This is a genomic window from Streptomyces sp. NPDC041968 (genome assembly GCF_055589025.1).
The window spans coordinates 1-25,381 of sequence record NZ_JBVJCB010000020.1 but is presented as its reverse complement, the minus strand read 5'-3'; the positions used below and the strand labels follow the sequence as shown (position 1 = coordinate 25,381).

Annotated in this window: 22 protein-coding genes and 5 pseudogenes; 16 read left to right on the top strand and 11 right to left on the bottom strand. The window is 69.7% G+C overall.

All coding sequences use genetic code 11. The annotated features are described in order from the left end of the window. Positions 1–111 precede the first annotated feature (111 nt). Together ACZ6EG_RS33410 and ACZ6EG_RS33405 are read right to left on the bottom strand one after the other, a co-directional pair. Positions 112–1,203, bottom strand: coding sequence for a sensor histidine kinase (locus ACZ6EG_RS33410; protein ID WP_469610295.1), 1,092 nt, complete (start codon positions 1,201–1,203; stop codon positions 112–114). Further along, the gene (locus ACZ6EG_RS33405) at positions 1,196–1,909 is read right to left on the bottom strand and encodes a response regulator transcription factor (protein WP_391972027.1); all 714 of its coding nucleotides are present in this window, start codon (positions 1,907–1,909) and stop codon (positions 1,196–1,198) included. Before ACZ6EG_RS33405 ends, ACZ6EG_RS33410 begins: the two co-directional genes overlap by 8 nt. An 87-nt stretch (positions 1,910–1,996) precedes the next feature. Between ACZ6EG_RS33405 and ACZ6EG_RS33400 the strand changes: the two genes are divergently transcribed. The 4 genes and pseudogenes from ACZ6EG_RS33400 to ACZ6EG_RS33385 all read left to right on the top strand — a co-directional run. Beyond that, the gene (locus ACZ6EG_RS33400) at positions 1,997–2,689 is read left to right on the top strand and encodes a D-alanyl-D-alanine carboxypeptidase family protein (RefSeq protein WP_469610292.1); all 693 of its coding nucleotides are present in this window, start codon (positions 1,997–1,999) and stop codon (positions 2,687–2,689) included. A 77-nt stretch (positions 2,690–2,766) separates the two neighbouring features. Continuing rightward, positions 2,767–3,759 carry an endonuclease/exonuclease/phosphatase family protein gene (locus tag ACZ6EG_RS33395; RefSeq protein WP_469610372.1) on the top strand — a complete coding sequence of 331 codons (993 nt, stop codon included), beginning with the start codon at positions 2,767–2,769 and terminating at the stop codon, positions 3,757–3,759. Between the two features lie 90 nt (positions 3,760–3,849). Then, a complete protein-coding gene (locus ACZ6EG_RS33390) occupies positions 3,850–3,945 on the top strand; it encodes an FAD-dependent monooxygenase (RefSeq protein WP_469610289.1) in 96 nt (31 codons plus the stop codon). Between the two features lie 286 nt (positions 3,946–4,231). Next, positions 4,232–4,400 (top strand): annotated as a pseudogene (locus tag ACZ6EG_RS33385) (IS5/IS1182 family transposase); the annotation flags it as partial. Positions 4,401–4,491: 91 nt separating this feature from the next. Here ACZ6EG_RS33385 and ACZ6EG_RS33380 read toward each other — a convergent pair. Beyond that, positions 4,492–4,692: a type II toxin-antitoxin system VapB family antitoxin gene (locus tag ACZ6EG_RS33380; RefSeq protein ID WP_391972025.1), complete on the bottom strand. Its 201-nt coding sequence runs from the start codon at positions 4,690–4,692 to the stop codon at positions 4,492–4,494. Between the two features lie 206 nt (positions 4,693–4,898). Further along, positions 4,899–5,194, bottom strand: a pseudogene (locus tag ACZ6EG_RS33375) (IS110 family transposase); the annotation flags it as partial. Between ACZ6EG_RS33375 and ACZ6EG_RS33370 the strand changes: the two are divergent. Next, a pseudogene (locus ACZ6EG_RS33370) lies at positions 5,126–5,902 on the top strand (IS110 family transposase); the annotation flags it as partial. The pseudogenes ACZ6EG_RS33375 and ACZ6EG_RS33370 overlap by 69 nt on opposite strands. Before the next feature lie 84 nt (positions 5,903–5,986). On the opposite strand, the gene ACZ6EG_RS33365 reads toward ACZ6EG_RS33370, so the two are convergent. From ACZ6EG_RS33365 to ACZ6EG_RS33355, 3 genes and pseudogenes are all read right to left on the bottom strand, one after another. Continuing rightward, positions 5,987–6,868: an NADP-dependent oxidoreductase gene (locus tag ACZ6EG_RS33365; RefSeq protein ID WP_469610286.1), complete on the bottom strand. Its 882-nt coding sequence runs from the start codon at positions 6,866–6,868 to the stop codon at positions 5,987–5,989. 148 nt (positions 6,869–7,016) lie between these two features. Next, entirely contained in the window at positions 7,017–7,412 is a 396-nt protein-coding gene (locus tag ACZ6EG_RS33360) for a MerR family transcriptional regulator (protein ID WP_391972023.1), read from the bottom strand. A gap of 41 nt (positions 7,413–7,453) precedes the next feature. After that, positions 7,454–7,911, bottom strand: a pseudogene (locus ACZ6EG_RS33355) (hypothetical protein). A 425-nt stretch (positions 7,912–8,336) separates the two neighbouring features. Between ACZ6EG_RS33355 and ACZ6EG_RS33350 the strand changes: the two are divergent. The 7 genes and pseudogenes from ACZ6EG_RS33350 to ACZ6EG_RS33320 form a co-directional block, all read left to right on the top strand. After that, complete coding sequence (locus ACZ6EG_RS33350) at positions 8,337–9,563, top strand: MFS transporter (RefSeq protein ID WP_469610283.1); 1,227 nt, start codon at positions 8,337–8,339, stop codon at positions 9,561–9,563. Further along, positions 9,560–11,389 carry an alpha/beta hydrolase family protein gene (locus tag ACZ6EG_RS33345; protein ID WP_469610280.1) on the top strand — a complete coding sequence of 610 codons (1,830 nt, stop codon included), beginning with the start codon at positions 9,560–9,562 and terminating at the stop codon, positions 11,387–11,389. The genes ACZ6EG_RS33350 and ACZ6EG_RS33345 overlap by 4 nt, the downstream gene beginning before the upstream one ends. 16 nt (positions 11,390–11,405) lie before the next feature. After that, entirely contained in the window at positions 11,406–11,534 is a 129-nt protein-coding gene (locus ACZ6EG_RS33340; protein WP_256359348.1) for a hypothetical protein, read from the top strand. Between the two features lie 93 nt (positions 11,535–11,627). After that, positions 11,628–13,547 (top strand): RiPP maturation radical SAM C-methyltransferase, encoded by a 1,920-nt coding sequence (locus ACZ6EG_RS33335; RefSeq protein ID WP_469610277.1) that lies wholly within the window; start codon positions 11,628–11,630, stop codon positions 13,545–13,547. A gap of 29 nt (positions 13,548–13,576) precedes the next feature. Further along, positions 13,577–14,230, top strand: coding sequence for a DUF5825 family protein (locus ACZ6EG_RS33330; protein WP_469610274.1), 654 nt, complete (start codon positions 13,577–13,579; stop codon positions 14,228–14,230). A 1,141-nt stretch (positions 14,231–15,371) separates the two neighbouring features. Continuing rightward, positions 15,372–16,628: a serine hydrolase domain-containing protein gene (locus tag ACZ6EG_RS33325; protein ID WP_469610271.1), complete on the top strand. Its 1,257-nt coding sequence runs from the start codon at positions 15,372–15,374 to the stop codon at positions 16,626–16,628. 13 nt (positions 16,629–16,641) lie between these two features. After that, a pseudogene (locus ACZ6EG_RS33320) lies at positions 16,642–16,803 on the top strand (DNA helicase); the annotation flags it as partial. Positions 16,804–17,074: 271 nt separating this feature from the next. Here ACZ6EG_RS33320 and ACZ6EG_RS33315 read toward each other — a convergent pair. Continuing rightward, positions 17,075–17,545: an NUDIX domain-containing protein gene (locus tag ACZ6EG_RS33315; protein WP_469610268.1), complete on the bottom strand. Its 471-nt coding sequence runs from the start codon at positions 17,543–17,545 to the stop codon at positions 17,075–17,077. Positions 17,546–18,177: 632 nt separating this feature from the next. On the opposite strand from ACZ6EG_RS33315, the gene ACZ6EG_RS33310 reads away from it, so the two are divergent. The 4 genes from ACZ6EG_RS33310 to ACZ6EG_RS33295 all read left to right on the top strand — a co-directional run bounded on the left by ACZ6EG_RS33310 (position 18,178) and on the right by ACZ6EG_RS33295 (position 21,508). Further along, positions 18,178–18,333 (top strand): hypothetical protein, encoded by a 156-nt coding sequence (locus ACZ6EG_RS33310; RefSeq protein WP_469610264.1) that lies wholly within the window; start codon positions 18,178–18,180, stop codon positions 18,331–18,333. Positions 18,334–18,371: 38 nt separating this feature from the next. Continuing rightward, positions 18,372–18,683 carry a hypothetical protein gene (locus ACZ6EG_RS33305; protein ID WP_469610262.1) on the top strand — a complete coding sequence of 104 codons (312 nt, stop codon included), beginning with the start codon at positions 18,372–18,374 and terminating at the stop codon, positions 18,681–18,683. Positions 18,684–19,277: 594 nt separating this feature from the next. Then, positions 19,278–19,697 (top strand): hypothetical protein, encoded by a 420-nt coding sequence (locus ACZ6EG_RS33300; protein ID WP_469610259.1) that lies wholly within the window; start codon positions 19,278–19,280, stop codon positions 19,695–19,697. After that, the gene (locus ACZ6EG_RS33295) at positions 19,694–21,508 is read left to right on the top strand and encodes a hypothetical protein (RefSeq protein ID WP_469610256.1); all 1,815 of its coding nucleotides are present in this window, start codon (positions 19,694–19,696) and stop codon (positions 21,506–21,508) included. Before ACZ6EG_RS33300 ends, ACZ6EG_RS33295 begins: the two co-directional genes overlap by 4 nt. Positions 21,509–21,702: 194 nt before the next feature. Here the strand turns inward: ACZ6EG_RS33295 and ACZ6EG_RS33290 are convergent, their stop codons facing one another. From ACZ6EG_RS33290 to ACZ6EG_RS33280, 3 genes are all read right to left on the bottom strand, one after another. Further along, the gene (locus ACZ6EG_RS33290) at positions 21,703–24,366 is read right to left on the bottom strand and encodes a helicase associated domain-containing protein (RefSeq protein ID WP_469610253.1); all 2,664 of its coding nucleotides are present in this window, start codon (positions 24,364–24,366) and stop codon (positions 21,703–21,705) included. Positions 24,367–24,386: 20 nt separating this feature from the next. Next, a complete protein-coding gene (locus ACZ6EG_RS33285) occupies positions 24,387–24,581 on the bottom strand; it encodes a hypothetical protein (protein ID WP_469610250.1) in 195 nt (64 codons plus the stop codon). A 100-nt stretch (positions 24,582–24,681) separates the two neighbouring features. Further along, the gene (locus tag ACZ6EG_RS33280; protein ID WP_262377497.1) at positions 24,682–24,804 is read right to left on the bottom strand and encodes a hypothetical protein; all 123 of its coding nucleotides are present in this window, start codon (positions 24,802–24,804) and stop codon (positions 24,682–24,684) included. Positions 24,805–25,381: the final 577 nt, after the last annotated feature.

Genomic DNA, 25,381 nt, shown 5'->3' with positions numbered 1-25,381 from the left:
GAGGCGGTTGCGGGTGCCCGCCGCGGACATCCGGACCTTCCCTTCGACGAAGGATCGATGACCGACCTGGATCTGGCTGACGGCGGCGTTGGCGGCGTCATCACCTGGTCATCAGTCGCGTGCGGGGCTGCGCGCGGGCAGTTCCACGGTGACGCGCAGGCCTCCGCCGGGGCGTGGGGTGAGGGTGAGCGTGCCGTCGTGTGCCTGGGTGATGGTCTTGACGATGGCCAGGCCCAGGCCGACTCCCGCGTGGTCGGTGTGCACGCGTTCGGTGCCGCGCTGGAAGGGCTCGGTGAGGGTGGCGAGCAGGTTCTCGGGGACCTGCTCGCCGCTGTTGTCGACCGTGAGCGCCACGGTGTGCGGGCGGACGCCGGTGGTGACCCGCACGGTGCCCTTCTCGGGGAGGTTGTGGACGATCGCGTTGTGCACGAGGTTCGTCGTCAGCTGCAGCAGCAGCGCCGGTGATCCCGTCGTGGGTGCGACGGCGCCGCCGGTATCCAGGGTGACGCCGTGCTTCTCCGCGAGCGGCAGCAGGGTTTCGGCGGCTTCCTCAGCTATGAGGGACAGGTCGACGGGTTCCGGGGTGAAGGACCGCTGTTCGGCGCGGCTGAGCAGGAGCAGGGCCTCGGTCAGACCGATCGCCCGGGTGTTGACGGCGGTGAGGCGGTCGAGGAGCTCCGCCCTGTCGTGGTGCGGATCGTTGCGGGCGACATCGAGCAGGGTCTTCGAGATCGCGAGCGGGGTACGCAGTTCGTGCGAGGCGTTGGCCGCGAATCTCCGCTGTTCCCCGACGTGTGCTTCGACCTGGTCGAGCATCGTGTCGAAGGCGTCGGCGAGTTCGCGGAACTCGTCCTGGCGGCCCGGCAGCCGGATGCGGTGGGAGAGCGCTCCGGCGGCGGCCCTGCGGGTGGCCTGCGCGATGTGGTCCAGGGGGGCGAGCATACGGCCGGCGAGGAGCCATCCGCCGAGGAGGCCGAAGAGCAGCAGGAACACCATGACCCCGGCGGCCATGGGCGCGAAGCCCTGCACGAAGTAGGTGCCCGGTGTGGCTCGCCACCGCCCCTGTTCGTTGGTCCGCAGCCACCCGTTGCGCAGGAGGAAGAACCCGATGGCGGCGAGCAGCATGGCACCGGCCAGCATGAGGAACCCGGCGTAGCTCAAGGTGAGTTTGAGGCGGACGCTCAGCCCGGGGGGCCTACCCACCGTTGCCACCGGTCTCGCCGCGTTCACCGGTGCCGCTGCCACTGGGCGACACGTCGATGCGGTAGCCGACGCCCGGCACGGTGGCGATGATCCAGGGTTCGCCGAGCCGCTTGCGCAGGGCGGAGACGGTGATGCGCACGGCGTTGGTGAACGGGTCGGCGTTCTCGTCCCAGGCCCGCTCCAGAAGCGCTTCGGCGCTGACGACACCGCCTTCGGCCGCGACGAGGACTTCGAGGACGGCGAACTGCTTCCTGGTCAGTGCGACATAGCGGCCGTCGCGGTAGACCTCCCTGCGGAACGGGTCAAGGCGCAGACCGGCGAGCTCGTGCACGGGCGGCCGGTGGTGGGCGCGCCGCCGGTCGAGCGCTCTGAGCCGGAGGGCGAGCTCATGCAGCTCGAAGGGCTTGGTGAGGTAGTCGTCGGCGCCGAGCGCGAACCCGGTGGCCTTGTCGTCGAGCCGGTCGGCGGCGGTGAGCATGAGGATCGGCATGCCGCTGCCGGAGGCGACGATGCGCTCCGCGATCTCGTCACCGGACGGGCCGGGGATGTCGCGGTCCAGAACGGCGATGTCGTACGTGTTGAGGTCCAGCAGCTCCAGAGCGGTGTCGCCGTCCCCCGCGATGTCGGCCGCGATCGCTTCCAGGCGCAGGCCGTCGCGGATGGCTTCCGCCATGTAGGGCTCGTCCTCGACGATCAACACACGCATGCCGCCAATGCTACGAGCCGGTACATATCGTCAGCGTATCGAAAACCGGATACGCCCCGGCAACACCGTGCTCCCTTGACTGGCGGCATGACGCGCACCGCACCATCCGTCTCGACAGGGCTCCGCCGGAAACACCGGCTCCGTGTCGTCGGCCCGATAGTCACCACTGCGGCGATCACCGCAGTCCTCGTCTGTCAATTGCTGACGCCTTCGCCCTCGGCGTCGTCCGCCCCTTCTTCTTCACCACCACCGAACCCGTCGTCGCCCTCGGCAGCGCTCTCGCCGTCGCATTCGGTTTCCCCGCACCGTGAGCACCACGGGCGGCTGGGCGCGGCGGACGGGGTCGTACCCGAGGGTGTGACGGTTCTCGATGACGATGTTCCGGCGGTGGCCGAGCTCGACCCGGATCCGCGCAAGACCCTGCGGCCGGCGGCGAAAGACGCGGCGCGCGAGAACATCACCGCCTACGTCAACAGCGGCCGGCGTTCCCTGGCCCACCAGAATCAGCTTCTTCGCGAGGCCGTGGCGAAGCACGGCTCTGAGGAGCAGGCCGCTCGATGGGTGGCCACCGCCAAGACGTCCGCCCATGTGTCGGGCGACGCGGTCGGCATCGGACACTCCGACGCCGCGGCGTGGCTGCCGCGGCACGGCGCCGCCTACGGGCTGTGCCCGATCTACCGCAGTGAACCCTGGCACAACGAACTGCGCCCGGACGCGATCGACCACGGCTGCCCGGCCATGTACGCCGCCCCCGCCCAGGACCCGAGGATGAACAAGTGACCGACACAGTGACCGACGTGGCACCCGGCCCGGCGACCGACGATGCGGACGGCCGGCGGGACACGCGCCTGCGGCGGCTGATCCGCATCGGTTCACGGCCAGGGCCGTGGAGGCGCGGCCGGATCCTCGCGGCGCTGGCGCTGCTGCTCGGACTGCTCATGCTGTGCCACGCGCAGATCCCGAACGGGTCCGGCAATCCCGGCAGCCTGATCGAGTCGTTCCTGCCGTGGTTCGGCGTGTTCGTCCCGGTGCTGCTGGCGGGCGCGCTGTGGCGGCGCTCCATCACCGCGGTGGTGGCGCTGCTGCTGCCGGTGGTCGTGTGGCTGAGCATGTTCGGCGGCATGCTCACCGACAAGTCCCGCGCGGGCGCCGCCGACCTCACCGTGGCCACCCACAACGTGGGCGCCGGCAATCCCGACCCGGCCGCCACCGCCCGCGACCTGGTGGGCTCCAAGGCCGACGTGCTGGCCCTCGAGGAGATCACCGCGCAGGCAAAGCCGGCGTACGAGAAGGGGCTGGCGCAGGCGTACCCGCACCACACGGTGATGGGCACGGTCGGACTGTGGAGCAAACTGCCCCTGTCGGACATGCGGATGATCGACATCGCGCAGGACGCCGGACCGCTCGGCGCCGCCAAGCCGCTCGCCGTGAAGAAGGCCGACGCGCGGGCGCTGCGCGCCACGGTGGCCACGGACCGGGGGCCGCTCGCGGTGTACGTCGCGCACCTGGGATCCGTACGCGTGATGCCACGGCAGGGCTTCTGGACGGAGAGCCGGGATCGGGGCGTACCGGCGCTCGCCAAGGCGATCGCCGCCGACAAGAACGACCGGGTGGTGCTCCTCGGCGACCTGAACGGCACGTTGGACGACCGCGCGTTCGACCCCCTCACCTCACAGATGACGTCGGCGCAGGAGACCGCCGGGGACGGCTTCGGCTTCAGCTATCCGGCGACGTTCCCGGTGGCGCGGATCGACCAGATCCTGGTCAAGGGCGTCACACCGGACAGCTCGTGGGTGCTGCCGGCTACGGGCAGCGACCATCTGCCGGTGGCGGCCGGGGTCAGCTGGTGACCGGGCCCGGCAGCCGTCGGGTCGCCCGTCGGGGCGCGCCGGGGCGGGTGGTGCGTTCTTCACCGGCCTGGCAGGTCGTCACGGTTCCGGGTGCCTCACCGGGGCGCCGACCGCAACCGCACCGGCCGTCTGCTGCTGACCGGCGACGCCGCCCATGTACACGACTGTCGGCAACCAGGGAAATGAAGACACCGGCATCGAGGGCGGCTACGCCCTGGGCCGGGCGATCGCGGCACCGGGGCCCTGTCACGCGACCGCTCGCACGGCACCCTCAGGGCAGCAGCACCCGGTCCCGCACGTCACCCCCGCGCGGCCGCCACGAGCACTGCAGGGCGCGCCCGACGGGACTCCCTGTCCGGGCGGGGCAGCATGGTGACCGCGGCCCCCGCACCTGGGGCAGCGCCCGTAAAGCGCCCCCTGAGGCACCGGCACGACACTGCCGTCGCCGGCCCGGCCGCCGGGTCGGCGGTGACACCACCTCATCGTCGACGGCCAGGGCATCCCGCTCGCAGTGTCGCTGACCGGCGGCAACCGCGGGCGGCGTCACCCAACTCGAGCCACTGCTCGGCAAGATCCCCGCCGTCGCAGGCCAGGTCGGCAGACCCCGCCGGCGCCCCGACGCGTTGCTGGCCGACCGCGGAAGCCTTCCTCGGCCTCGCCACCTGCCTCATCACCCATCGCCACGTCCAGCGCCTTCGTGAGGACCTCTTAGCCGCCGGACGCAGCGAATGATCAACCCTGTGGTTCCTGCGGTTTGACCTCTACCTCGCGCAGGTTCTGATCCTTGCGCTCCGTGCGTGCCTCCGTGCGATGACCACGGGCGATGTAGTCGCGGACGACCAGCTCGACGGCGTCCTGGGGCGATCCGACGCCAGCAAGAACCATCACTTCCACCACCAGCTCGGCATCGAGACTGACGTTGATCTTGGCCACGGATCTCCCCTTCATCGTGTCGTGTCCGGACTCTAACCGCTCAAGGCGTTGACGCGTGATCACGATCCGATGGGGCGCAACAAGCGAGGGGTGTCTCTATGTTGATCAGCGAGGTGCGCACGATTGCGGCCTTCGGGTGCACCGCGAGGACTCCGGTCTCCGCTGCGGCCTTGGCTGCGCCGTTGACCCTTCAGGAGCTCAACGCGTCAAGCGGCGACGGCGAGTTCGGTGGGGAACGCGGTTTGTTCTTCGGACAGTTCGTGGTGCTGGAGGCAGTAGTAGAGCTGGCCGAGCATGCGGTTGAAGAGGTTGCGTTGGGCGGCCGCGTGCAGTCTCCGTGGTCGTCGCGGCGGCGCCGGCAGTGCGCCTTGGCGCCGGGGGAGGCGGTGATGGAGGCGAGGGCCCAGAGGTATCCGGCGGCGTTGAGCCGGTTGTTCTTGACCCATTGGCGGGTGATGCTCGACTTCTTGCCGGAGACTCTGGTGAGGGGCGAGGCGCCCGCGCGATGCCGCACATGTTGCGGGCGATCGACGGCGAGGACGAGACGATCGCCGGGCTGGGATGATCGTCGGGTTCGACGCCGACCTGGCCGGCGAGGCCACTCGGGTCGCGAATCGGCTGCACGGACTGCTCATCCAGATCCATCCGTCGCTGGAACGGGTGCTCCGCGGTTGCAGCACCCGGCCGTCGTCACACTGCTGGAACGGTTCGGGTCACCGGCCCAGATCCGTAAGGCCGGCCGTCGGCGGCTGGTCACGCTGCTGTGGTCGAAGGCGTCGCGGATGGCCGAGCGTCTGGTCGAGGACATATTCGATGCTCTGGACGAGCAGACCGTGACGGCCCCGGGGGCCGAGGCGGCCGCGTTGATCGTCCCGGGCCTGACCGCCTCGCTGACTGCCGTCCTTGACCAGCGCAAGCTGCTGGCCGGGGGGATCGAGGAACTCCTCCGCCTACGCGGGTCTCGCCCCGGCGACCCGGGGCTCGGCTCATCGCCCCGCGGCGAACAGCCCTCCCGGCGGGAAAACAAGCAGCTCAAACGAGCTTCCTTGCGCAGAGCAAGCACCACACCCAGGCCCTGCTCCGCTTCGCCAGACGGCGGGCCGACGTCCTGTTCGCGACGTTCCGCGACGGAACCCTCTACGAGCCGCAGCCGACGGCCGCAGTCACCTGTCGGCGTACGCCTGAACGTGCCTCAGCCCCGTACAGGTGAAAGTGCTCAGTCGATGATGCGCTGACCCACGGGTTCTCGTCAGCCCGCAGTGGACGGCCGACAGCGCCGGACGGCCGGCACTTCTCATGCCACCTTGATGACAACCTTGCCCGAGGCGTGACCGTTCTCGACGGTGGCGAGGGCGGCCGGGGCGTCGGAGAGCGGATGGACGGCGGTGATCACGGGTGCGAGGAGTCCGTCGAGGGCCAGCCGGGCCGACCGCTCCAGGTTCTCGCGGTCGACGCGACGCTCGACGAAACGTCCACCGAGATCGGGCACGGACATGTCACCCACAGCGATGACGTTGCGGGCATCCCGGGCCAGCGGCGCGACCGTCCGCAGCGAGGTGCCGCCGGCCAGGTCGACGATCCCGTCGAAGCCGTCCGGAACCAGCTCGCGTGCCGCGGCGGCGACGTCCTCGGCGGTGTAGTCGATGAACCGCACCCCGATGGCCTCGGCGTGCTCGCGTTTGGCGGTACTCCCGGTGCCGATCACGCGCAGCTCGCGGCCGATGGCCAGCCGGGCGACGGCGAGGCCGACCCCGCCCCCGACTCCGTTGACCAGGACCGTGGCACCGGCCGGGAGGCTGAGCTGGTCGAGCACGTCCACCGCGGTCGTCCCGGCTACTGGCAGCGTTGCCGCCACGGTCGCGGACAGACCCTCCGGGATGCGCGCGGTGTTCGGCGCGGACAGCACCGTCGTCTCGGCGTAGGTGCCGCCACCGGTGAGCGCGAAGCCGAAGACCGCGTCACCCACCTCGAGCCCGTTGACGTCCTCGCCCCGGGCGAGAACGGTTCCGGCTGCCTCCATGCCCAGCACGCGAGGAAACGGACGCCCGCCGTCCAGCCCGTCGACCAGACCGGAGCGCAGAAGGTGGTCGAGGGGATTCACGCCGGCGACGTCGACCCGGACCAGCACCTCGCCGCGACCGGGGACAGGATCGGGACGATCGAAGAACTCCTGCACCTCGGGCCCGCCATACCTGCCAAAACCCCATGCCTGCCCCATCTTCCGCCGCCTCTCGTACGACCGACCCGGTGATTCCGGGCGCTGTCGCCATCCTCACCTCTGACATCGATGTGAGGGGCAACCGGCTGAGATGCAGATCACAGCATCAGGACGACCGCGCCACCGGTTCCGGGGCCGTGGACAGCTCCGCCCGGTGTCGGCGGTTGCCCCTGATCAGCACGTCGAGTGCCTCCCGGGTCTCGATCAGGTGCGCGATGTCGGCGTCGATCCGGTCGCGCTCGCGCATCATCGCCGTGAACGTCTCCTCGGCGACGCCCAGGTCACCCGGGACGTCCACACACGGCAGCACAGTCGCGATCACACTGCTGGACAGACCCGCGTCGAACAGCTGTCGAATGAGTGACACGCGCTGGACCGCAGCATCGGAATAGTGACGCTGCCCCGCGCCGGAGCGTGAGCTGGTCAGCAGGCCCTGCTCTTCGTAGTACCGCAGTGAGCGCGGACTCACGCCCGTGCGCTTGGACAACTCGCCTATCCGCATCCCTGAGAGCCTACGCCCGCGTGCTCCAGGTTCGGACGACATCACCTGACCTGCGGGTCTGCGAAGAGAACGACTCGATCGGCCTCCACATCGAAAACGAACACCGGATGGCCGGAGTCGCCTTCCGGGTCCATCAGCACCGGCTTGCCCAGCTGCCGCCCGATCTCTCGAAGTAAGCCGCAGAACACATCAAGTCACTCCTGGCCCTGCAACTCCCGCAGGTCAACGTCAAAGTCGACTTCATCGCCGGCACGGAAACGGAAGATCGCCAACACATCGGCAGCCGGCCAGACCCGCAGCTCCGGGCACCCGTCATCCGCCGCACGGGACAGCGCAACCTCGGCCCGGGGCACCGGAAGCACTGCTTCCCCCTCGGAGTACCGGCACTTCCAACCCTTGTCCACGACAGAATCGAGGACCGCCTGCCAGTCCTCCGAGGCATTTGGGACACGCACGTCCGGCAACGGCCCCTCACGTCCAGGTCGAAGAAGCACTTCACTTCTGCAACACCGGCGGCAAGAACTGGCCATCCTCGGCCGGGAAAGCACCGGCACCGGTCCGGCCCCGGCCCCGTCCGACGTCCTCCCGGACCGCTTCGGCAGGCTCGGCGCTTGACCAGGAGCATGCCAACGACACGCCTCACACGTCACACGCGTCTCTCACACCTCACCCTCCTCGCGGACAGCACCGGAACACACCCCTCCCTTTGCTGCTGACCCGGGATCCCCACCCCCTCCGCGCCCCCTCGCGCTTTCCAGCCAACCGATTCGCGACCTTGTAGCGCGTTCGAGGCGCTGGCTACGATCCCGCTCGTTTCGCTTTCTACACAACCTGCACGACTGCTTCATCGAGCTGGGGGAGATCGTGGAGTCGTTCACGCAGGCGGGAGCGGCGGACCCCCGCGATGGATTACCCCGGCCCCGGTTGCTCCGGGGCCGCCGCGGCACTTCCCGTCCCGGGCGCGACCAGTCCGCCCGGGACTTCCGCCTGTTCTGGTGGGCCAACGCCGTTGACGCACTGGGCACCCAGGCATCCGGCGCCGTCCTTCCCCTGCTGCTCCTCGGCCTCGGGCACTCACCGCGGACCGCGGGGCTCGTCGCCGGGCTCTCGCTGGCCGCGGGCCTGCTGCTCGGGCCGCTCGCGGCCGTCCCCGCCGACCGCGGCGCGCGCAAGACGATCATGTTCTGGTCCGCCGTCGTCGCCGCGCTGGCCATGGGCTCCGTCGCCGTGACCCTGCTCACCGGACACCTGACGCTTCCGCACCTCGTGGCCGCCGTCCTCGTCGAACGGTTCGCCACCGCCTGTCACGACGCCGCGTCACGCGGCACGGTCGCCCTGGTCTGCCCGCCCGACGACCAGCCGCGCGCCGTGGCCCGGCTCGCCGCCGCCGACCAGGGCGCACTCATCCTCGGCCCGGCCCTCGGCGGAGCCGCTTACCAGCTCTTTCGCGCCCTGCCGTTCGCGGCCGACGCCCTCTCCTACGCCGTCGTCGCCGGCTGCGTACGGGCCATGCGTACGGATCTGAAGGCCGCGGCGGCTCCTTCGGGCGAGGGGCTGTGGCGTGCGGCCGCCGCCGGGCTGTACCTGGTGCGACGACGGCCGTTGCTGCGCCTCTTGCTGACGTGGATCGCGCTGGTCAACGGGGTGGCCGCGATGCTCTACTACTCCGCGGTCTTCGTGCTGGACCGTTCCGGCAGTGGTGCGCTCCCGCTCGGCCTCGTCCTCGCCGTCACCGGCGCCGCGGGTCTGGCCGGGTCCCTCGCCGCGCCCAAGGCCGCCGCCCGCCTCGGCGCCGCCCGCATCCTCACCACGGTCACCTGGCTCCTCGCCCCGCTCACCGCCGCCCTCGCCCTCGCCGACGGGCCCTGGGCGTACGGCGTGCTGCTCGGCGCGATCGGCCTCCTCGTGCCGTTGCCCGCCGTCGTCCTCCAGGCCCGTGCCCTGCTGACGACCGAGCCCGAACTGCAGGCCCGCGTCGGCGCCGTCATCGCCACCGCCTCCGGCGCCACCGCCGCCCTCGCCCCGGTCCTGGCCGGTCTCTTCGCCGGCCAGCTGAACTCCGCGGCGCCCGCGCTGGGGTGCGCCGCCCTCCTCGTCCTGCTCGCCGCGCACACCACCCGGCGCGCCGCCCTCGCGGAGGCCGCCGCATGAGCCGCTTCCAGGTGTACCGCGCCGCGCTGCCCGGGGTGTGCGCCACCGATCCGCACCGCATGGTCTTCACCGCCGACGCGGAGGGCCGCTGCGAGGTCTTCACCTGGGACGCCGCCGCCCGCCGCGCCCGCCGCGTCACCGACCGCCCCGGCGGCACCCTGCACGGCGCGATCGACGCCGACGCATACGTGTGGTGGTTCGCCGAGGACGCGCGGGGCATCGGCCACTGGCAATTCCAGCCGTTCGACGGCCCGTTCACCGGCGGCCCCGGCCGGCCCGGTCTGACCGGCGTCCCCGACGGCACCGCCCGCGGCCTCGCCGTCACCGCCGACGCCACCGTCGCCCTCGGCATCGGACTGGGCGACCACACCACCGTCAGGCTCGGGACACGCGGCGGCCCCGGACGCGAGGTCACACGTGTGAACGGCCCCGCCGCGCTCGCCGGACTCGCCCCCCACGGCGACCTCCTCGCCCTCACCCGCACCGCCGACGCGCCCCGCGCCGTCACCCTCCTCACCCCCGACGGCACCGAGGTCGCGGCCCTCCCCGGTGACGGCCCGCACGGCAGACTGTGGGCCCTCGGCTTCGGCCCCGCGCCCGACGACCACCCCACCCTGCTGCTCGTCCGCGAGCGCGGGGACCGCTACACCCTCGCCACCTGGACCGCCGCGACCGGCACCGTTACCCACGACTGGTGCGCCCTGGACACCCAGTTCACCGCCCGCTGGTACCCGGACGGCGGCGCCGTGCTGATCCGGCAGGACCGGCACGGCCGCTCCCTGCTCCGCCGCGCCGACCTCGCCCGCCGCACCCTGGGCCCCGTACCGACTCCGCCCGGCACCCTCCTGGACGCGGCCCCGCGCCCCGGCGGCGACCTGCACACCCTCTGGACGGACAGCACCCACCCGCCCCGCATGAGGTCCACGGCCGGGACACCGCTGCCCCCGCTCGGCACCGTCGACGGCCGCGTGCCCGGCACCCTGCGCGACATACACACACCGGGACCGGACGGCCCGGTACACACGCTGCTCAGCCTTCCCGAGTCCACCCCCGGGCCGCACCCCGCCGTGTTCCTCGTCCACGGCGGCCCCGCCGACCACGACCGCGACGCCTACGACGGCACCGTGCACTCCCTGGTGGCCTCCGGGTTCGCCGTGGCCCGCGTCAACTACCGCGGCTCCACCGGATACGGACCGGGCTGGCAGCGCGCCTTCCGCGACGGCGTCGGCCACACCCAGGTCACCGACCTCGCCGCCGTCCGCGCCGACCTCGTGGCGCGCGGGCACATCCGGCCGGACGCCACCGGACTCTGGGGCACCTCCTGGGGCGGTTACCTCGTCCTGCTCGCCCTCGGCACCCGCCCCGGGCTCTGGCAGGCGGGCGTCGCCGTCAAACCCGTGGCCGACTACGCCGCCGCACACGCCGCCGCCACACCCGCCCTCCGCGCGCTGGACGAGCGGCTGTTCGGCGGCACACCCGCACAGGTGCCAAACGCGTACGCGCACAGCTCGCCGATCCGCTACGCCGCCCGCGTCAGCGATCCGCTCCTGGTCGTCGCCGCCACACACGACACCAAGTGCCCGCCCGCACAGATCCGTTCCTACCTCGCGGCCCTCGACACGGCCGGTGCCCTGCACGAGTCCCTGTGGCTCGAGTCCGGGCACGACGGCTACGACGGCGGCGACCACGTGACCGTCCTGCGCCGCGCGGTGCGCTTCCTCGACCGCACGCTCCGGCGCACCGCCCGCACCGCCCGCACCACCCCACCCCCCAGACGCCCCGCTCCGGCCGGAGAGGGGTCAGCGCACCACACAGTCGAACACTAGAGAGAAGGAGAAACCCATGCAGAAGGACGTCATCCACAACGACCCGCTGGCCGAGGACGAGACGAACCGCAAGCCGAGCGTCGGCATCACGGTCACCGTCCCGTTCCGCAACGCAGAGGACGGCGACGACACCGTCGAGGACTGATCCTCACCGGCCGGCCCCGGGGCGCCCCGGGGCCGACCGGCCCGCACCGTCGCCCGCCCCCCGCACCCGCACCACGTCAGGAGAGAAGCGCCCATGCGCGTACTGCTGGTCAACATGCCCTGGTCGCCCATCGACCTGCCCTCCCTCGCCCTCGGCATCCTCAAACGGAGTGTGGACGAGCACGTGCCCGGTGCCAGTGCCGAAGTGCTGCACGCCAACCTCATGTTCACCGACTGGATCACCGAGCGCACCGAGTTCACCGGCGACGACTACGAGTACTACGCCCTCTCCTCCTACTTCATGGGCTGCGGCGACTGGGTCTTCTCCTCCGCCCTGTACGACGACCCGGCCTGGCGCGAGGACGAGTTCGTGGCGACGATGAGCGGCAAGCTCAAGTCCGCGCGGATGAAGATGACCCGCGAACTGCACCGCATCGCACCGGAGTTCGTCGAGACGATCGCCCGTCAGATCGTGGCGAGCGAGCCGGATGTCGTCGGGTTCACCTCCACGTTCCAGCAGAACACCGCCGCGCTCGCCGCCGCCCGCCGCGTCAAGCAGCTCGCCCCGCACATCGTGACGGTCATGGGCGGCGCCAACTGCGACGGCGAACAGGGCGCCACCGTGCACCGCAACTTCCCCTTCGTCGACCACGTCGTACGCGGCGAGGGCGAGGCCGCCTTCCCTGAACTCCTCGGCGCGCTCGCGGAGGACGGCCCGCTCGACTCCATTCCCGGCCTGTGCCACCGCGACGCGGACGGCGCGAGTGTCGCCAACCCGATGGCCACCCGCCCGCTGCCGCCCGCCGCGATCCTGCCGCCCGACTACAGCGGCTACTTCGAACGGCTCGCCGCGTCCGTCGCCCGCAACTGGGTCGAGCCGAAACTCGTCGTCGAGGGGGCGCGGGGCTGCTGGTGGGGCGAGAAACACCACTGCACCTTCTGCGGGCTCAACGGCTCCTTCATGGAGTTCCGCTCCAAGAGCCCCGACACCTTCTACGAGGAGATCATGGAGCTGGCCCGTCGCCACCGGGTCCTCGACATGTATGTCGTCGACAACATCCTCGACATGCGCTACCTCACCACCGTGCTGCCCCGCATCATCGAGAGCGGCTACGACCTGCGCCTGCACATCGAGATCAAGGCCAACATGAGGCGCAGCCAGCTGCGCACCCTCGCCGACGCCGGACTCATCTACGTACAACCCGGCATCGAGAGCCTCAACAGCCGCGTGCTGGACCTGATGGACAAGGGTGTGAGCGGCTGCCAGAACGTGCGGATGCTGCGTGACGGCGCCGAGACCGGACTCTCCGTCGCCTGGAACTACCTGCACGGATTTCCCGGCGAGAGCGCCGAGGACTACGACCCGGTCATCGCCCAGATACCGGCCCTGGAACACCTGGACCCACCGGTCGACCTGTCCGCGCGCATCGCCATCGAGCGTTTCAGCCCCTACTTCGAACGCCCCGAACTGGGCTTCACCGGTCTGCGCCCCGAAGCGCACTACCGCTTCACCTACGACCTGCCCGAGGAAGAGCTGTACGGCATGGCGTACGTCTTCGAGGCGCCCGCCCGCGGCATCGGCGAACCCACCGTCAGCGCCCTCAACAACGCCCTCGCCGACTGGAAGAAGCACCACACCGACGCCCGGCTCACCCACGACGACCACGGCGACCGCATCGTCCTGGTCAGCCGTCGCCGCGCCTTCGACTGGCGGGTGAAGGAGCTGACCGACCCCTTCGAACTCGCCCTCTTCCGCCTCCTCGACCAACCGCACAGCGTGCAGGCCCTCACCCGCAAGGCCGCGGCACGCGTCCCCGGGGCGGCCCGCGACGAGGACGGGGTCCGGCGGCTCCTCGACACCTGGCTCGCCCTCGGCATCGTCTTCGCCGACGCGGGACAGTACGTCCACATCGCCCCGGCCGCCGTCAACGAGGACCTGCTGCGCCTGGACTTCATGCGGCACATCCACACCGAGGACGCCCCCGACGGTGCCGCCGTCCCCGAGCCGGCCTGACCCCTCCCGCCCCGCTTCGAAGGAGCACGATGACCGCCACCCTCACCGCGCCGACGGTTCTCGCCTGGCGCGACTACGACCCCGCCGCGTGCGAGCTGCCCGGCATGTTCCTGGGCGAGGTGCCCCTGCCCGGCCCGGCGCGCGGCCAGGCCGCACGCCTGTGGGAGCTGGGCGCGCGCCGTGTGCGGCTGCCCGCCCCTGTCGACCTCTCCACCGGCGCGGACTCGGCAGCCGCCGTGTACGGGCTCTCCCTGGTCCGGGACCTGACCGCGCGGGCGGTCATGGTCGAGTGGGAACTGCGCCTCGACTCGGGGGAGGGGGAGACCTGGCGACGGCTCAGCCATCTCCAGCCGCCCGCCGCGCTGCACGGCCCCGCCGACGCCGGGGAGTCGCTGCGCTCATGGCGGCGCGGTCACTACCTGTGCAAGTGCCTGTGGCGCCAAGGCCCCGGCTTCCTGCAGATCCGCGACCGCCGCTGGGGAGAGCTGCGCCGCTTCACCGCCGACGAACCCGAGTACGACACCGCGGTCCGCCTGCTGGACTACGGCGCCCTCGCCGACACCGTCGACCAGGCCGCCCTGGCCGACTTCCGCTCCGAGCACCTCGTCCTGGACGTCGGCCCGTACGCGTGGTGGCTGCCGTACCGTGTCAGCCGGTGGCTCCAGCAGTCGATCGCCATCTGAAGGAACGGGGCTCGATCGTGGCCGAGGAAGAAGCGCCGGCCGGCGGCACGTGAACCCGGGCGCCGTGCTCCGCCGCGGCGACCTGGACGAGCGCCCCGCGCCCTGCACGCCCATGTGCGCGCGCTGAGGGAGCACGGGTTGGACGCGGAAAGCGGCAGACCTCCGGCAGGTACCCAGCCTGCCGCTGCCCCGCTCCCCGGACGGAAGCCAGGTGCGTGCGAGGCCCTGTCACGCGCGGACAGCCGCAGCCGGACGCGGCCCGGGCAGGCCCGGGCGTGGCCGGCCGCATCGGGCCCGTGCGGCCCGCCTCGCGCCCCACGCGCCGTCCATCCGGCGAGGGAAAACGCTGCTCGACGCCTCCACCCCAAGGCGGCGAAGAGATCGATCTCCAGCAAGGGCTGGCGCAATTGATCCGCCTCAGGTGCACTGGTCGCCCGGGGGATCGAGGCCGGTCTTGGTCCTGTCGCGCGTCGGCTGGGGCCTCCGCGCTTCGGTGCCGTACGAGGCGGCGCATCAGGGGGAGCAGGCGCCGGCAGAGCACAGCTGCGGGGGAAGTCAGAGAGCGAATTGCAGAGTTGTTGCTCCCGCGCCGTCCTGGTCATGGTCCTGGCCGTGCACGCGCCGGCGGGCTCTGCCACCGCCGGCAGCAGGCCCAGTGGGAAGCGGCACGGGCCCAGGGCCTGCGCTACACCCTGCCCAACTGCACGCACTGCACCACTCCCGGTTCGAGGACGCGGTCCGCGAGCTGATGCACTGCGACGGCTGTCAAGACGCCCAGCGGGTCGGCGGCCGCGGCAACCTCGGAGCCGACGGAAGACGCCATCATCTGCACTCCCGACGAACCAGGCGAGGTCCACAAGCGTCTCCGCCAGGGCGCTGGTCAGGGAGGGTACTGCGAGGACGATCGATCCCCCGAAGGTGATGGCTGCAGAACTTCCCGCGCACCCAATCCCATACGGCTGACAACACCCACTGTCATCTCGCCACGAAAAGTCGGGCCAGAACCGCTTCTCACCGGCCCAATCAGCAGGGGGTGCGGCAAGGAGGGCGGTGGCCGTCGGGTGGTAGGGGGCCAGCACCACCCCCGTCCGGGCAGCCAGCTGGATGGTCCGCGGCGCCGGCCCTCCGTAGCGTTCCGGGCATGGAGACCACGAAGAGTGCGCGGTGGGGCCGGTCCGGACGGTGGCGTGCGGGGCTGGCCGTGGCCGGGGTCGCCGCAATCGGGACCGCATCGCTTCTCGGGCCGGGCACCACGGCCGAGGCCATGGGCTCCGGCGGCCGGGACGCGCGGTTGCGGCTGCAGCGGGACGCGGACACGGTACGGGACACGGGAGCCACCGGGCTGACGGTGCTCGCCCGGGACGCGGCCGGGCGCGAGACGCAGGCCCGGTCCGGCACCGCGAGCCTGAAGGACGGGGGCCGGGTGCCCTTCGACGCCTACTACCGCATCGGCAGCGACACCAAGACCTTCACGGCCGTGGCCGCGCTCCAGCTCGTCGGTGAGGGCACGCTGAGCCTGGACGACACCGTCGAGCAGTGGCTGCCCGGGGTGGTCGCCGGCAACGGCAACGACGGCAGCCGCATCACCCTGCGCAACCTGCTTCAGCACACCAGCGGCCTGGCCAATTACACGGACATCGCCTTCGAGGATCCGGCGGAGCTGACGCCCGAGCGCTTCCACGCACAACGGTTCCGCTCGCAGACCCCCCAGGAGCAGGTCGCCGTGGCGATGGAGCGCGCCCCCGGCTGGCTGCCGGACGCGGACGATCCGGGCGCCGAGACACAGTGGGCGTACTCCAACACCAACTACGTGCTGCTCGGGATGGTCATCGAGAAGGCCACGGGCAACCCCTGGGCGCAGGAGGTGCACGACCGGATCATCGAGCCGCTGAGGCTGCGCCGCACGCTGATACCGGACACCTCGCCGTACGTGCCGATGCCGACGGCCGCCGGGTACACGCAGTTCCCCGGCCGGGACGACCTCACCGACACCACGCTGGCCGTGGGCGGCGGCGCGGACGGCGGCATCATCAGCACCACCCGCGACATGAACACCTTCCTGCGCGCCCTGATGGGCGGCCGGCTGCTGCCGCCGGAGCAGCTGGAGCAGATGCGCACCACCGTCCCGGCGCCCGGCTATGCCACCGACGGCAGGACCCGCTACGGGCTCGGCCTCGCCTGGCGCCCGGCCGAGGGCTGCGGGCGCGGGATCTGGTACCACGGCGGCACGTCCTTCGGCACCGCCTCCGAGACCGCCGTCACGCCCGGCGGCCGGGTGTCGGCCGCAGCCGCTGTCTTCACCACGCGCTTCGGTGACGAGAAGCGCTTCCTCGAGCAGGCGGAGGCCGCGGTCCGCCTGCTGGACCGGGCGGTGTGCGGCGACCGGAAGCGCGGGTGACCAAGGGGCGCACTGGCAGACTGGACAAGCCCTCGGCCTGACCAGAGCCGTCCGCATCGGCGACCGTGAGATCTCCCAACGCGCCCTGCGCACCGTCGCGCGCTTCTGCCACACCGCGGACGAGGCCATCACCCGCCACCATGTCTCTCGCCTGCGCGGTCTGGACGACTGCGACCACCAAGCGTGCCGTTGCGATGCCAGCGCAGTCGTGTCATTACTGAGACAGTGTCAGGTTGATGACATCGACCCTTTGAACTGTTTCTCTGTACTTGCGCTCGATGGCATGGCTGTGAGGTCACCGGTGGCAGGACGTGACATTTCTGCTGGACGACTGACTCGCGCCACAGGGGCCATGCCGTCAGGCTGACGTGAAAGGCCGCGCGACGTCGAGGGGATAGCAAGTAGAGGTGGCAGTGACGAGCACCAAAGCTACGCCGCCGACGAGGTCAGCCGAGGTAAGGCCGCTCACGGTGTTCCAGGAAATGACGGATCCGCAACCGCTGCGTGTGGTGCATCGGCAGTTGACCGATCTCATCCGACCGTACGAACCGCAGTTCCGTGGACTCGTCCGAGATTGCGAGCAGGCCCCCGACCACACGGGCGGTGAAGCAGACATTGAACTGTCTGCGCACCTCACCGTCCGAGTAAGCGATGACATGACGAGGGTCGGTGTACGTGCCCACGAGTCCGGTGATCTCTACGTCCAGGCCCGTTTCCTCCTTGACCTCGCGGACGGCGGTTCCTGGGAGTGAATCGGTCATCTCCATGCCGCCACCAGGGAGCGCCCAAAGATCGTTATCCCGTCGGCGCTGAAGGAGCACACGCCCTTCGTCGTCGGTAACCACGGCGGACGCGGCGACCACCAAACTGTTCGGCTCAGGTGCAATCGGGTCGTCGTAGTACTCGGTCCGTGCCATGATCACCCTTCGCTTACCGGCGTCGCGGTCTCCCAGACCGCATCGAAGCTGCTGGCGTAGGTGTCGAACATGCCTCCTTTCAGCGCCGGTAGCGATAGGTGCCACGGTCGCATCCGTGGGCTTGACCGTGGCAGGTTCCATCGCTTCTGGGAATTCCGCCAATGAGACGGCTGTGGTTGGCATCTTCAGTGCCGCCACTGGTGGTGTCGGATCCGCCATGAAGCTGGCGGGAGCGGCAGGGAAGGCCGCCAAGGCGGTTGACGTCGGCTACGCGGCTGGCGGTTACCTGGGAGGCGTCGGAATCACTGGCTCATGGCTCTAGGAGGAAAATGAACACTGCGACGTCCGGAATCGGATTCGACAATCCAGTAGCTACGTGGGCCCTAGGAGGTTTCGTTCTGGTGGCTGCCATCCTCCTGACCTACTGGAGTTACAAGAGAGAAAAGAAGTAGCAGCCCAAAGTGCCCGCCTGAGTTCGATTTGAACGTTGGGCGAGCATCTTTGCTGCCTACGTCACGAGAAGTGGTACCGACATGGGCTGCCGGCGAATGGGGGGCCGCAAGAGTGGGCGCGTACGCCGCCCCGACGGGCCTGTAGAAATCGAGGTCCGCGGCCCGGTGGGGACGGCCGACGTGGTCACTGTCCTCGCCAGCCAAGTCGCCTCGCTGCTGGCTGCGAACGCCGGACCCGACGGCGATCCGGGAGCTCTGTTCGACACGATGATCCGCGCGCAGATCGACAAGGCCCGCAGAATGAATGCGATCGAGAAGGAACGAGCCGACGGATGAACGGCCGGCGGTGTCCCGTTCGAGCGAAGGGCTGAGCCGTGTCCGACCGACCCGAAATCGTCTGCATCTGCGGCTCTACCCGGTTCGTGGACGAGATGCGTGCGGTGAATCGTGATCTGACCCTCGCCGGGGTCATCGTCCTCGCGCCAGGCGAAGCCGACGAGGTGATCACCGACGAGCAGAAGAAGGCGCTGGACGCCCTCCACCTGCGCAAGATCGACCTGGCAGACCGGGTTCTGGTCGTCAACCCTGGCGGGTACATCGGCGAGTCCACGAGCAGGGAAATCGACTACGCTCACGCAACCGGCAAGCCGATCTCGTTCATCGATCCCGCCCCCACTGCCACGTAGCCCGCTGAGGCGACTTCCCACGGACTCCGAAGGCTGCCCCGGGACGGGCATGCCAGGGGCCCCAGGAGATCAGTGGGCCCGCTCCTTGCTGTTCTTCAGTTGCTGGTGTGTGCCGGGTCGGCGGTCTGAGCCTCGGCGAGGTGCCGTAGTCGGTGGATCGGTTGAGCAGGGTGAAGTCCATGTCGCCGGCGGTGAACCGGCTGGTGTAGTAGTGCCCGGTCGCGGCCTGGACGAGCGGCTGCTGCTGGTCGCGCGCCGTACCATCCGCAGGCACGCGGCAGATCCTCGCCCAGCGAACGCCATCTTCGACGGCCTCCAGACCACTCTCGAAACCAGCGCCGCTGCCCACGACCGCTGGCCCCTCTATGCCGGGGACAGCGTGCTGCTCATGGGCCGGGCGTGCGCCATCTCCGACGAATGCCGTTTCGACTGGGGGACTGGCCATGAGTCTCCTGCCTGATATCGCCCCGCCCCCCCACCGCGCCCCCGGAGTATCCAGACGGACTCCCTCCTTCCGCCGACGCCCAAGCCAGGCTCCTTATCCTCATCGACGCCTTCTCCGAGACAGCAGCATCCAAAGGCATCGAAGGCAGGATGAAGCTCGCCAAACTTGACTTTCTCCTGCGCTACCCCGAGCACTTCAACCATCTGATGGCTGAGCGCCGACCCGACGCCGACCCAGGCGACGATCCGTGGCTGACAGGAGCCATCGAGCAGAGCATGATCCGCTATCGCTATGGCCCCTGGGACCCCGCCTACTACGCCCTCCTTGGTGCTCTGACAGGCAAGGGCCTCATCGAGCCCAAGCACGAGAACGCGGTTGCGACCTACCGCACCACGCCAGCCGGAAGAAGGGTCGCGCAGGCCCTTGCCGAATCCGAAAGCTGGCGCCCCGTACGCGATCGGGCCCGGCTCCTGCGCCGGCACTTCAACCTCACCGGCACCACTCTCGAAGACATGATCTATCGAGCGTTCCCCGACATCGTCGAGGCGGACTGGGGGACACAGCTGTGAGAATCCGGATCGAAGAACTGCACCTGGTCGGAACCAGCCGCCGCATCCGGTTCGAGCGTGGGATGAACGCCATTACTGGCGCCATGAGCGGCGGTAAGACGGCGACGATCAGCTGCCTTCGGGCCTTGCTCGGCGCCGATGTAAGCGTCGTCCCCGAGCTCCGAGGGCGCACCATGGCCGGCACCGTACTCATCGGCGACCGCCGCTTCCGCATCGTCCGCCCCCTTGTCACCACGACGAACGCCAAGGTCGATATCGCCGAGATCGGAGGCCAAGAGGAAGCCTGGCGGTTGCCGGCCAGCGAACTCCAGGCCGGCTACGACCACACCTTCCGCGACTGGCTCCTCGACCGCCTCGGCCTGCCTCGCATCAAGGTGCCGCGAGCTCCAACCGACCAAACGAGCCCGCTTGTCCCCGTGACGGCAAGCGACTACCTCATGTACTGCGTCCTGAGACAGAAGGAGATCGACGCTTCTGTCTTCGGCACCGCTGACAACCACGCGAAGAACATCAAACGCCGCTACGTCTTCGAGATTCTGTACGGCATCCATGACCCTGAATCCACCGGACTTCGCGAAGTGTCCACGGAGCTCAAGGCCCTCACTGTGGACTCCGTCACCCTGGAACGACTCTTGGCTGAGACAGCCTTCGGCTCACAAGCCCAGCTGGAGGTGCAGCGCACAGCCACTGAGACCAAGCTTCGGGCGGCACGCACAGCGGATCAGCAACTAACGAGTGAGCTCACCGACCCTTCCACGGTGACCCTGCGCTCTCGGATTGCTGATGCTGAAAGCGAACTCGCGCGCATCGACATGGCTACCGCCGCGGAATCTGCGGCGGTAGCCAACCTGCGCGAGCTACACGACCAGCTCATCGCCCAAAGCCGTCGCCTCACCCGCGCACTCGTCGCGGAACGGCTTCTCAACGACTTCGAGTTCCACACCTGTCCCCGTTGCGGGTCCGGCATCCCAGAGCGCGGTGACGACCACACCTGCCGACTGTGCCTGCAGACCCCTCCGCAGACCGCGGCACCGTCATCCCTCGCCAGTGAGCAGGACCGGGTGATCGAGCAGGTTTCGGAAACCAAGCAACTCATCGAACGCAGCACGAAAAGAATCGAAGAACTCCAGGCCGCACGCGCAGGCCACGCCCGTCTCCGCAACGACCTCGGAGCACAGCTAGACCGAGCCACGTCAGCCTTCGTCAGCGATCAGACCGACCGCATCCGCGCCACCGCCGCCGAACAAGCCCGGCTTGAAGAACGCTTGATCAGCCTGGAACAAGCCCTGTCGTTGTACGAGCCTTCCCAGAAGCAGGCACGCCGCATCGCCGAGCTTGAGCAGGAACAAGAATCTCTCAACGCGAGCATCGACGCTTCCAGGCACAGCAACCCTGCCGTCCAAGAACGACTGCGGAAACTCGACGAAGCCTTCGAGGCGATCCTCCGCGCCTTCGACACCCCACGATTCGAAGAACCGGCAGGCACGTACATCAGTCGCAAGACGTACCTGCCCATCGTCGACGGCCGGTCCTTCTCAGACCTCGGCTCTCAGGGAGTGGAAGTCCTCGTCAACGTGGCGCACGTCCTCGCACACCAACTTGTTGCCCTGCGTGACAACAGCATTCCGCTCCCGAACATCCTGATCATCGACGGCCTCAGCAACAACGTCGGCCACGAAGGCATCGATCTCGAGCGGCTACGCAAGATGTACACCACCCTGCTCGGCGCTTCCCTCCAGCATATCGATGACCTGCAGATCATCGTGGCGGACAACGGTCCCCGCCCATCTCGGGAGTTCACCGCGCGCTAAAACTGTCGGACACCGATCGCCTCGTCCCAGAAGCGACCGCCGGGCAAGAGGCCCCGGACACAGAAATTGATCAGAGTGGCGGCAGCAGCTGAGACACCAGTCGAATCTGCAACCCGCAGTCCCGGCAGGCGTTCCCTTGGGGGACTGCGGGCTCGGCGCTGTCTGGTTAGCGCACCGATGGGTCGGTGCCAGAGTCATGCCCAAGCGATACCGAGCTCCCGTAGGGCAACGAGTTGCTCCTGAGTGAGCTTGTCCCGCCTCGACCTGGTGTTCGAGACCCACACGCCGAGCTTCACCGGCACCGGCTCGTCCTGGCCGTCGACCTCGATCTCGACGACCGCGCCGCGTGGGACCGGCCGATTGCCTTCCCGCTCGACCCACTGGGTTAGGGCTGCGAGGCCGCGTTGAAAGGCTTGCTGCGCCTTGCTCGGCCCCTTCGCCGTGTGGCTTGCCGTCGGGGCGGGGACCGGGGCCTGGTCGGGCTGTAAACCCAGCTTCAACAGCCGCTGCTGCTGCTCCTCGGAGAGCTGTTTCCAGGTGCCCGGGTTCTTCTGGCGCTCCAGCCATCGTCCGATGTCATCGTCCTCGAACAGCACCCCGGGTTGGATGTGGGGCAGTACTCCGCTGGCCTCGTCGGCGGCGAGGTCGGCGAGCACCTTGTAGTGGCGTTGCCAGTCGAGGGGCCAGGGGCAGTTCCAGTCCGGGTCGATCTCCGCCAGCTGCTGCGCGCGCTGTGTCGCCCGTTCCGGGTCCTTGCCGAGGCCGTCTTTGCGACGGAGGTTGGCCAGGTGCTGTCCGATGGGCACCATCGCCTCGCCCTCGCCCCACAGCGCGTCTTGCCGGGGTGCGAGGTGCCCGTGCGCACGGTGGTAGGAGCGGAGTGCGGCGAGTTTGTTCTCCCATGCTTCGTCGCCTGGTTCCCAGACCATCCCGGCTTCGTCGAGGAGCTCTTTGCGGTGGGGGTCGAGTTCGCCGCCGCGCAGCGCCTTGCGCTGCTGGTGCACCCACCGGCCCAGGGGAAAGTCCTTCGTGACGCCGACCTCGGTCTCGACGTCATAGGGGACGGCGTGCAGGCCGGGGATGCCGTTCTCGGTGCGCCACCGGACCAGGGCCTGGTAGCCCTGGAGCCAGACCAGGGACTGGGGCCGGATGACGCGGTAGCGGGTCAGGGCGGCGATGTCGGCGGCGTCGCGGGGGGCAGCAGCGAAGTTGACCACGACCGAGGTGACCCGGTCGACCTCCTGCTGCTCCTCGCTGGCCTCCTCGGACAGGTCCCCGTTTTCCGGGCCGGCCGCGGAGGCAGACCGGACGTGGATGCGCCGGCGTTCGGTACCGCGGGTCAGCGCGCGGGAGGCGAGCTGGTCGACCATGCGCTCCGAGTGTGAGCGCAGGGCTTGGAGGATGTCGACCAGGGGCTGGTAGCTGGCGGAGGCGACCATGTCCTTCGGGTCCTCCCCGGGCTGGAGGAAGACGGGGATGATGATCCGCGCAGTCTTGGTCGTGCCGTCCGGGTTGGGGCGCAGGGCACGTCCGATGTTCTGAACGACGTCCACCTGGGAGCTGCGGGAGCCGACGATGCACACGGCCTCGACCCCGCGCAGTCCGGTGATGTCGACCCCGACCCCGAGGGCGCGTACGGAGGACAGGAACGCCCGGTGCACCCGCCGGTTCTGGGCGTCGATGCCGTTGGCGAACCGCTGGATGACCTCCCGCCGGTGGGCGATGGGGTGGTCCCCGCACAGCCAGTCCGCCCATACCCGGTCCGGGGGCACGTGACGGCCCTCTTCCAGCTCGTACAGCTCGGCGTCGATCGACGACGCGGGCAGCTCATCCGCCTCGGCCAGCGCCGCCGCGGAGGCCTCAGCGGTATACAGCTCGGCGGCCGTCGCCGGCATCTGCTCGGCGAACGCTGCGGCTTCTTCGACCCGCTGGTGGAACACCATGGTGGTGTGCAGATTCCGCTGCGCCGCGTGCTCCAGCAGTGCGGCCTGGAGCAGGGCCATGCGCCGACCGCGCAGCGCGTTCTCCGACAGTCCCAGGATCGGGTCCGGGTCGCGGATTTCCAGCACGTCGATCTCGAAACCGGCGAGGATCGAGCGTTCCACCGCCTCCGCCAGCCCAAGATCGAAAATCCGGGTGCCATAGGTACTGGAGTCGTCCTCCATCGAAGCGATCACCCGCTCCTGCCCGTCCCGCCCGCGCTGCGGCCGGGGCGCGGCGAGGATGCGCGGGGTGGCGGTCAGGTAGAGCCGGAAGTCGACAGGGATCCGGGTGTTGTCGTGGATCGCCGCCCACGGCCGCCCCATGTCCCCGGCGGTCATGTGCCCCTCGTCCAGAATGGCCAGGTCAAACGGAGCCATCCGCTGCCCGTACAGCCGCTCTCCGCCCGCCAGAGCCGATTCCAACGGCCCAGGGACAGTCCGGCGACCAGTGACGTCGGCGGGGTCCTCGCGGTCCACGAGGGAGGCGTACGTGGCGAACACGACCACCGGCCCGGACCCCGCCCACAGGGCGAGCTGGATCGGGTTGGTGGTGGTGCGCACTCCGAGCTGCTCCAGGACCTCGTCCTTGTCCACCGAGCAGACCGCGACCATCGGCGCCCGGTGCCCGACCCGCCGCCAGGACTGGGCACTCTGCACGATCAGGTCCAGGGTGGGCACCATGACGAGGATCCGGCCGTCCGGGAAGTACTCCAGAGCGCACGCAGCGGTGGTGATCGTCTTACCGGACCCGGTCGCGGACACCCCCATGGCACGTGCCCCCTCCGGAGGCACAAAGGATCTTGCAGGAAATCCGACCCAGTTACGAAAGCACAATTTCTGGTCGACTTGGTGTTCCTTGAGCGGAATCAAAATCATTTCTAAGCCCTCCCTGATTCCTATTTCTGTGGTCCTTCGATGGCCGCGTGCGGAATGCAGGCGGCACCCGATCCGTTCCAGATCGACGCACCCGCCCTGTGCCAGCCGGGCTTTCCGTCCTTGAAGGGCGGTTGGTCGCAGTCCTCGTCGCTGTTCACCGTCTCCCGGACGAACCCCTCCAGCCGCACCATGTCCGCCCGTTCACGCTGCCTCACGTCCGCGAAATGTACGGCCAGCTCAGCCACCCCGCCCGACCGGCGCCGCGCCGTGGCCAGTCCCGGCCCGCGATGCCCCCCAGGGCCTCGCTCACCGCCATCACGCCTTCGTCCCAGCCGTCCGCGAACACAGCACACCCCGAGAAGCCGGCGCCATGCCGTCCAGCTCCACCACCTCGCACTGCGCCCCGGCCACCAGGTCGTCCGCCTCGCTCGCGGGCACGCCTGGAGCTCCAGGAGCGCGAACAGTCTCAACCGGTCGTTCACACCCGCCGTCTGATACTGCGTCACCCGGCGCATCGAATCGCTGCTCAGCGTGGGATCTGGTCCGGTAGATTCGTGGTGACCGGTCATCTGGCCATCCTCTCGGAACTTGGGAGATTCCCGAGTGACTGGCGGGTGTCCCAGATTTCTGCCAAAGGTACATGCTGCATCTATCTGAGGCAGCCACTACACTAGAACCCGACACGAATGAGCGACACCCGCTCCTCGTAGCCAGCCAGGCCCGCGCTAGCGGGCCCCTGGGTCCTGGAGGCGCAGCCGGAAGGGCCCTTGAGGCGGGGGAGCGCAGCGGACCCGCCGACCCAGGGCGGAGCGAAACGAAGCCCAGGGTCAGCGGGGCGAATCCCCGCAGCTCCGGGAGCGCAGCGGACGGAGCGGCACCAAGCCCGCGAAGCGGGCTTGGTGAGCGGGACGCGCAGCGTCCCGCCAGCGCTCCCGCGGAGCGGGAGCGCAACACCCGCGCGCAGCGCGGGTGTTCGCTTGCACATCGCGCAGCGATGTGGTACCCGCTCCGCGGG

Excerpts from the sequence above, each read along its gene's own strand:
- ACZ6EG_RS33405 (WP_391972027.1), bottom strand. The coding sequence starts at position 1,909 with ATGCGTGTGTTGATCGTCGAGGACGAGCCCTACATGGCGGAAGCCATC.
- ACZ6EG_RS33400 (WP_469610292.1), top strand. The coding sequence starts at position 1,997 with ATGACGCGCACCGCACCATCCGTCTCGACAGGGCTCCGCCGGAAACAC.
- ACZ6EG_RS33360 (WP_391972023.1), bottom strand. The coding sequence starts at position 7,412 with ATGCGGATAGGCGAGTTGTCCAAGCGCACGGGCGTGAGTCCGCGCTCA.
- ACZ6EG_RS33345 (WP_469610280.1), top strand. The coding sequence starts at position 9,560 with ATGAGCCGCTTCCAGGTGTACCGCGCCGCGCTGCCCGGGGTGTGCGCC.
- ACZ6EG_RS33340 (WP_256359348.1), top strand. The coding sequence starts at position 11,406 with ATGCAGAAGGACGTCATCCACAACGACCCGCTGGCCGAGGACGAGACG.
- ACZ6EG_RS33335 (WP_469610277.1), top strand. The coding sequence starts at position 11,628 with ATGCGCGTACTGCTGGTCAACATGCCCTGGTCGCCCATCGACCTGCCC.
- ACZ6EG_RS33330 (WP_469610274.1), top strand. The coding sequence starts at position 13,577 with ATGACCGCCACCCTCACCGCGCCGACGGTTCTCGCCTGGCGCGACTAC.
- ACZ6EG_RS33325 (WP_469610271.1), top strand. The coding sequence starts at position 15,372 with ATGGAGACCACGAAGAGTGCGCGGTGGGGCCGGTCCGGACGGTGGCGT.
- ACZ6EG_RS33315 (WP_469610268.1), bottom strand. The coding sequence starts at position 17,545 with ATGGCACGGACCGAGTACTACGACGACCCGATTGCACCTGAGCCGAAC.
- ACZ6EG_RS33300 (WP_469610259.1), top strand. The coding sequence starts at position 19,278 with ATGAAGCTCGCCAAACTTGACTTTCTCCTGCGCTACCCCGAGCACTTC.
- ACZ6EG_RS33290 (WP_469610253.1), bottom strand. The coding sequence starts at position 24,366 with ATGATTTTGATTCCGCTCAAGGAACACCAAGTCGACCAGAAATTGTGC.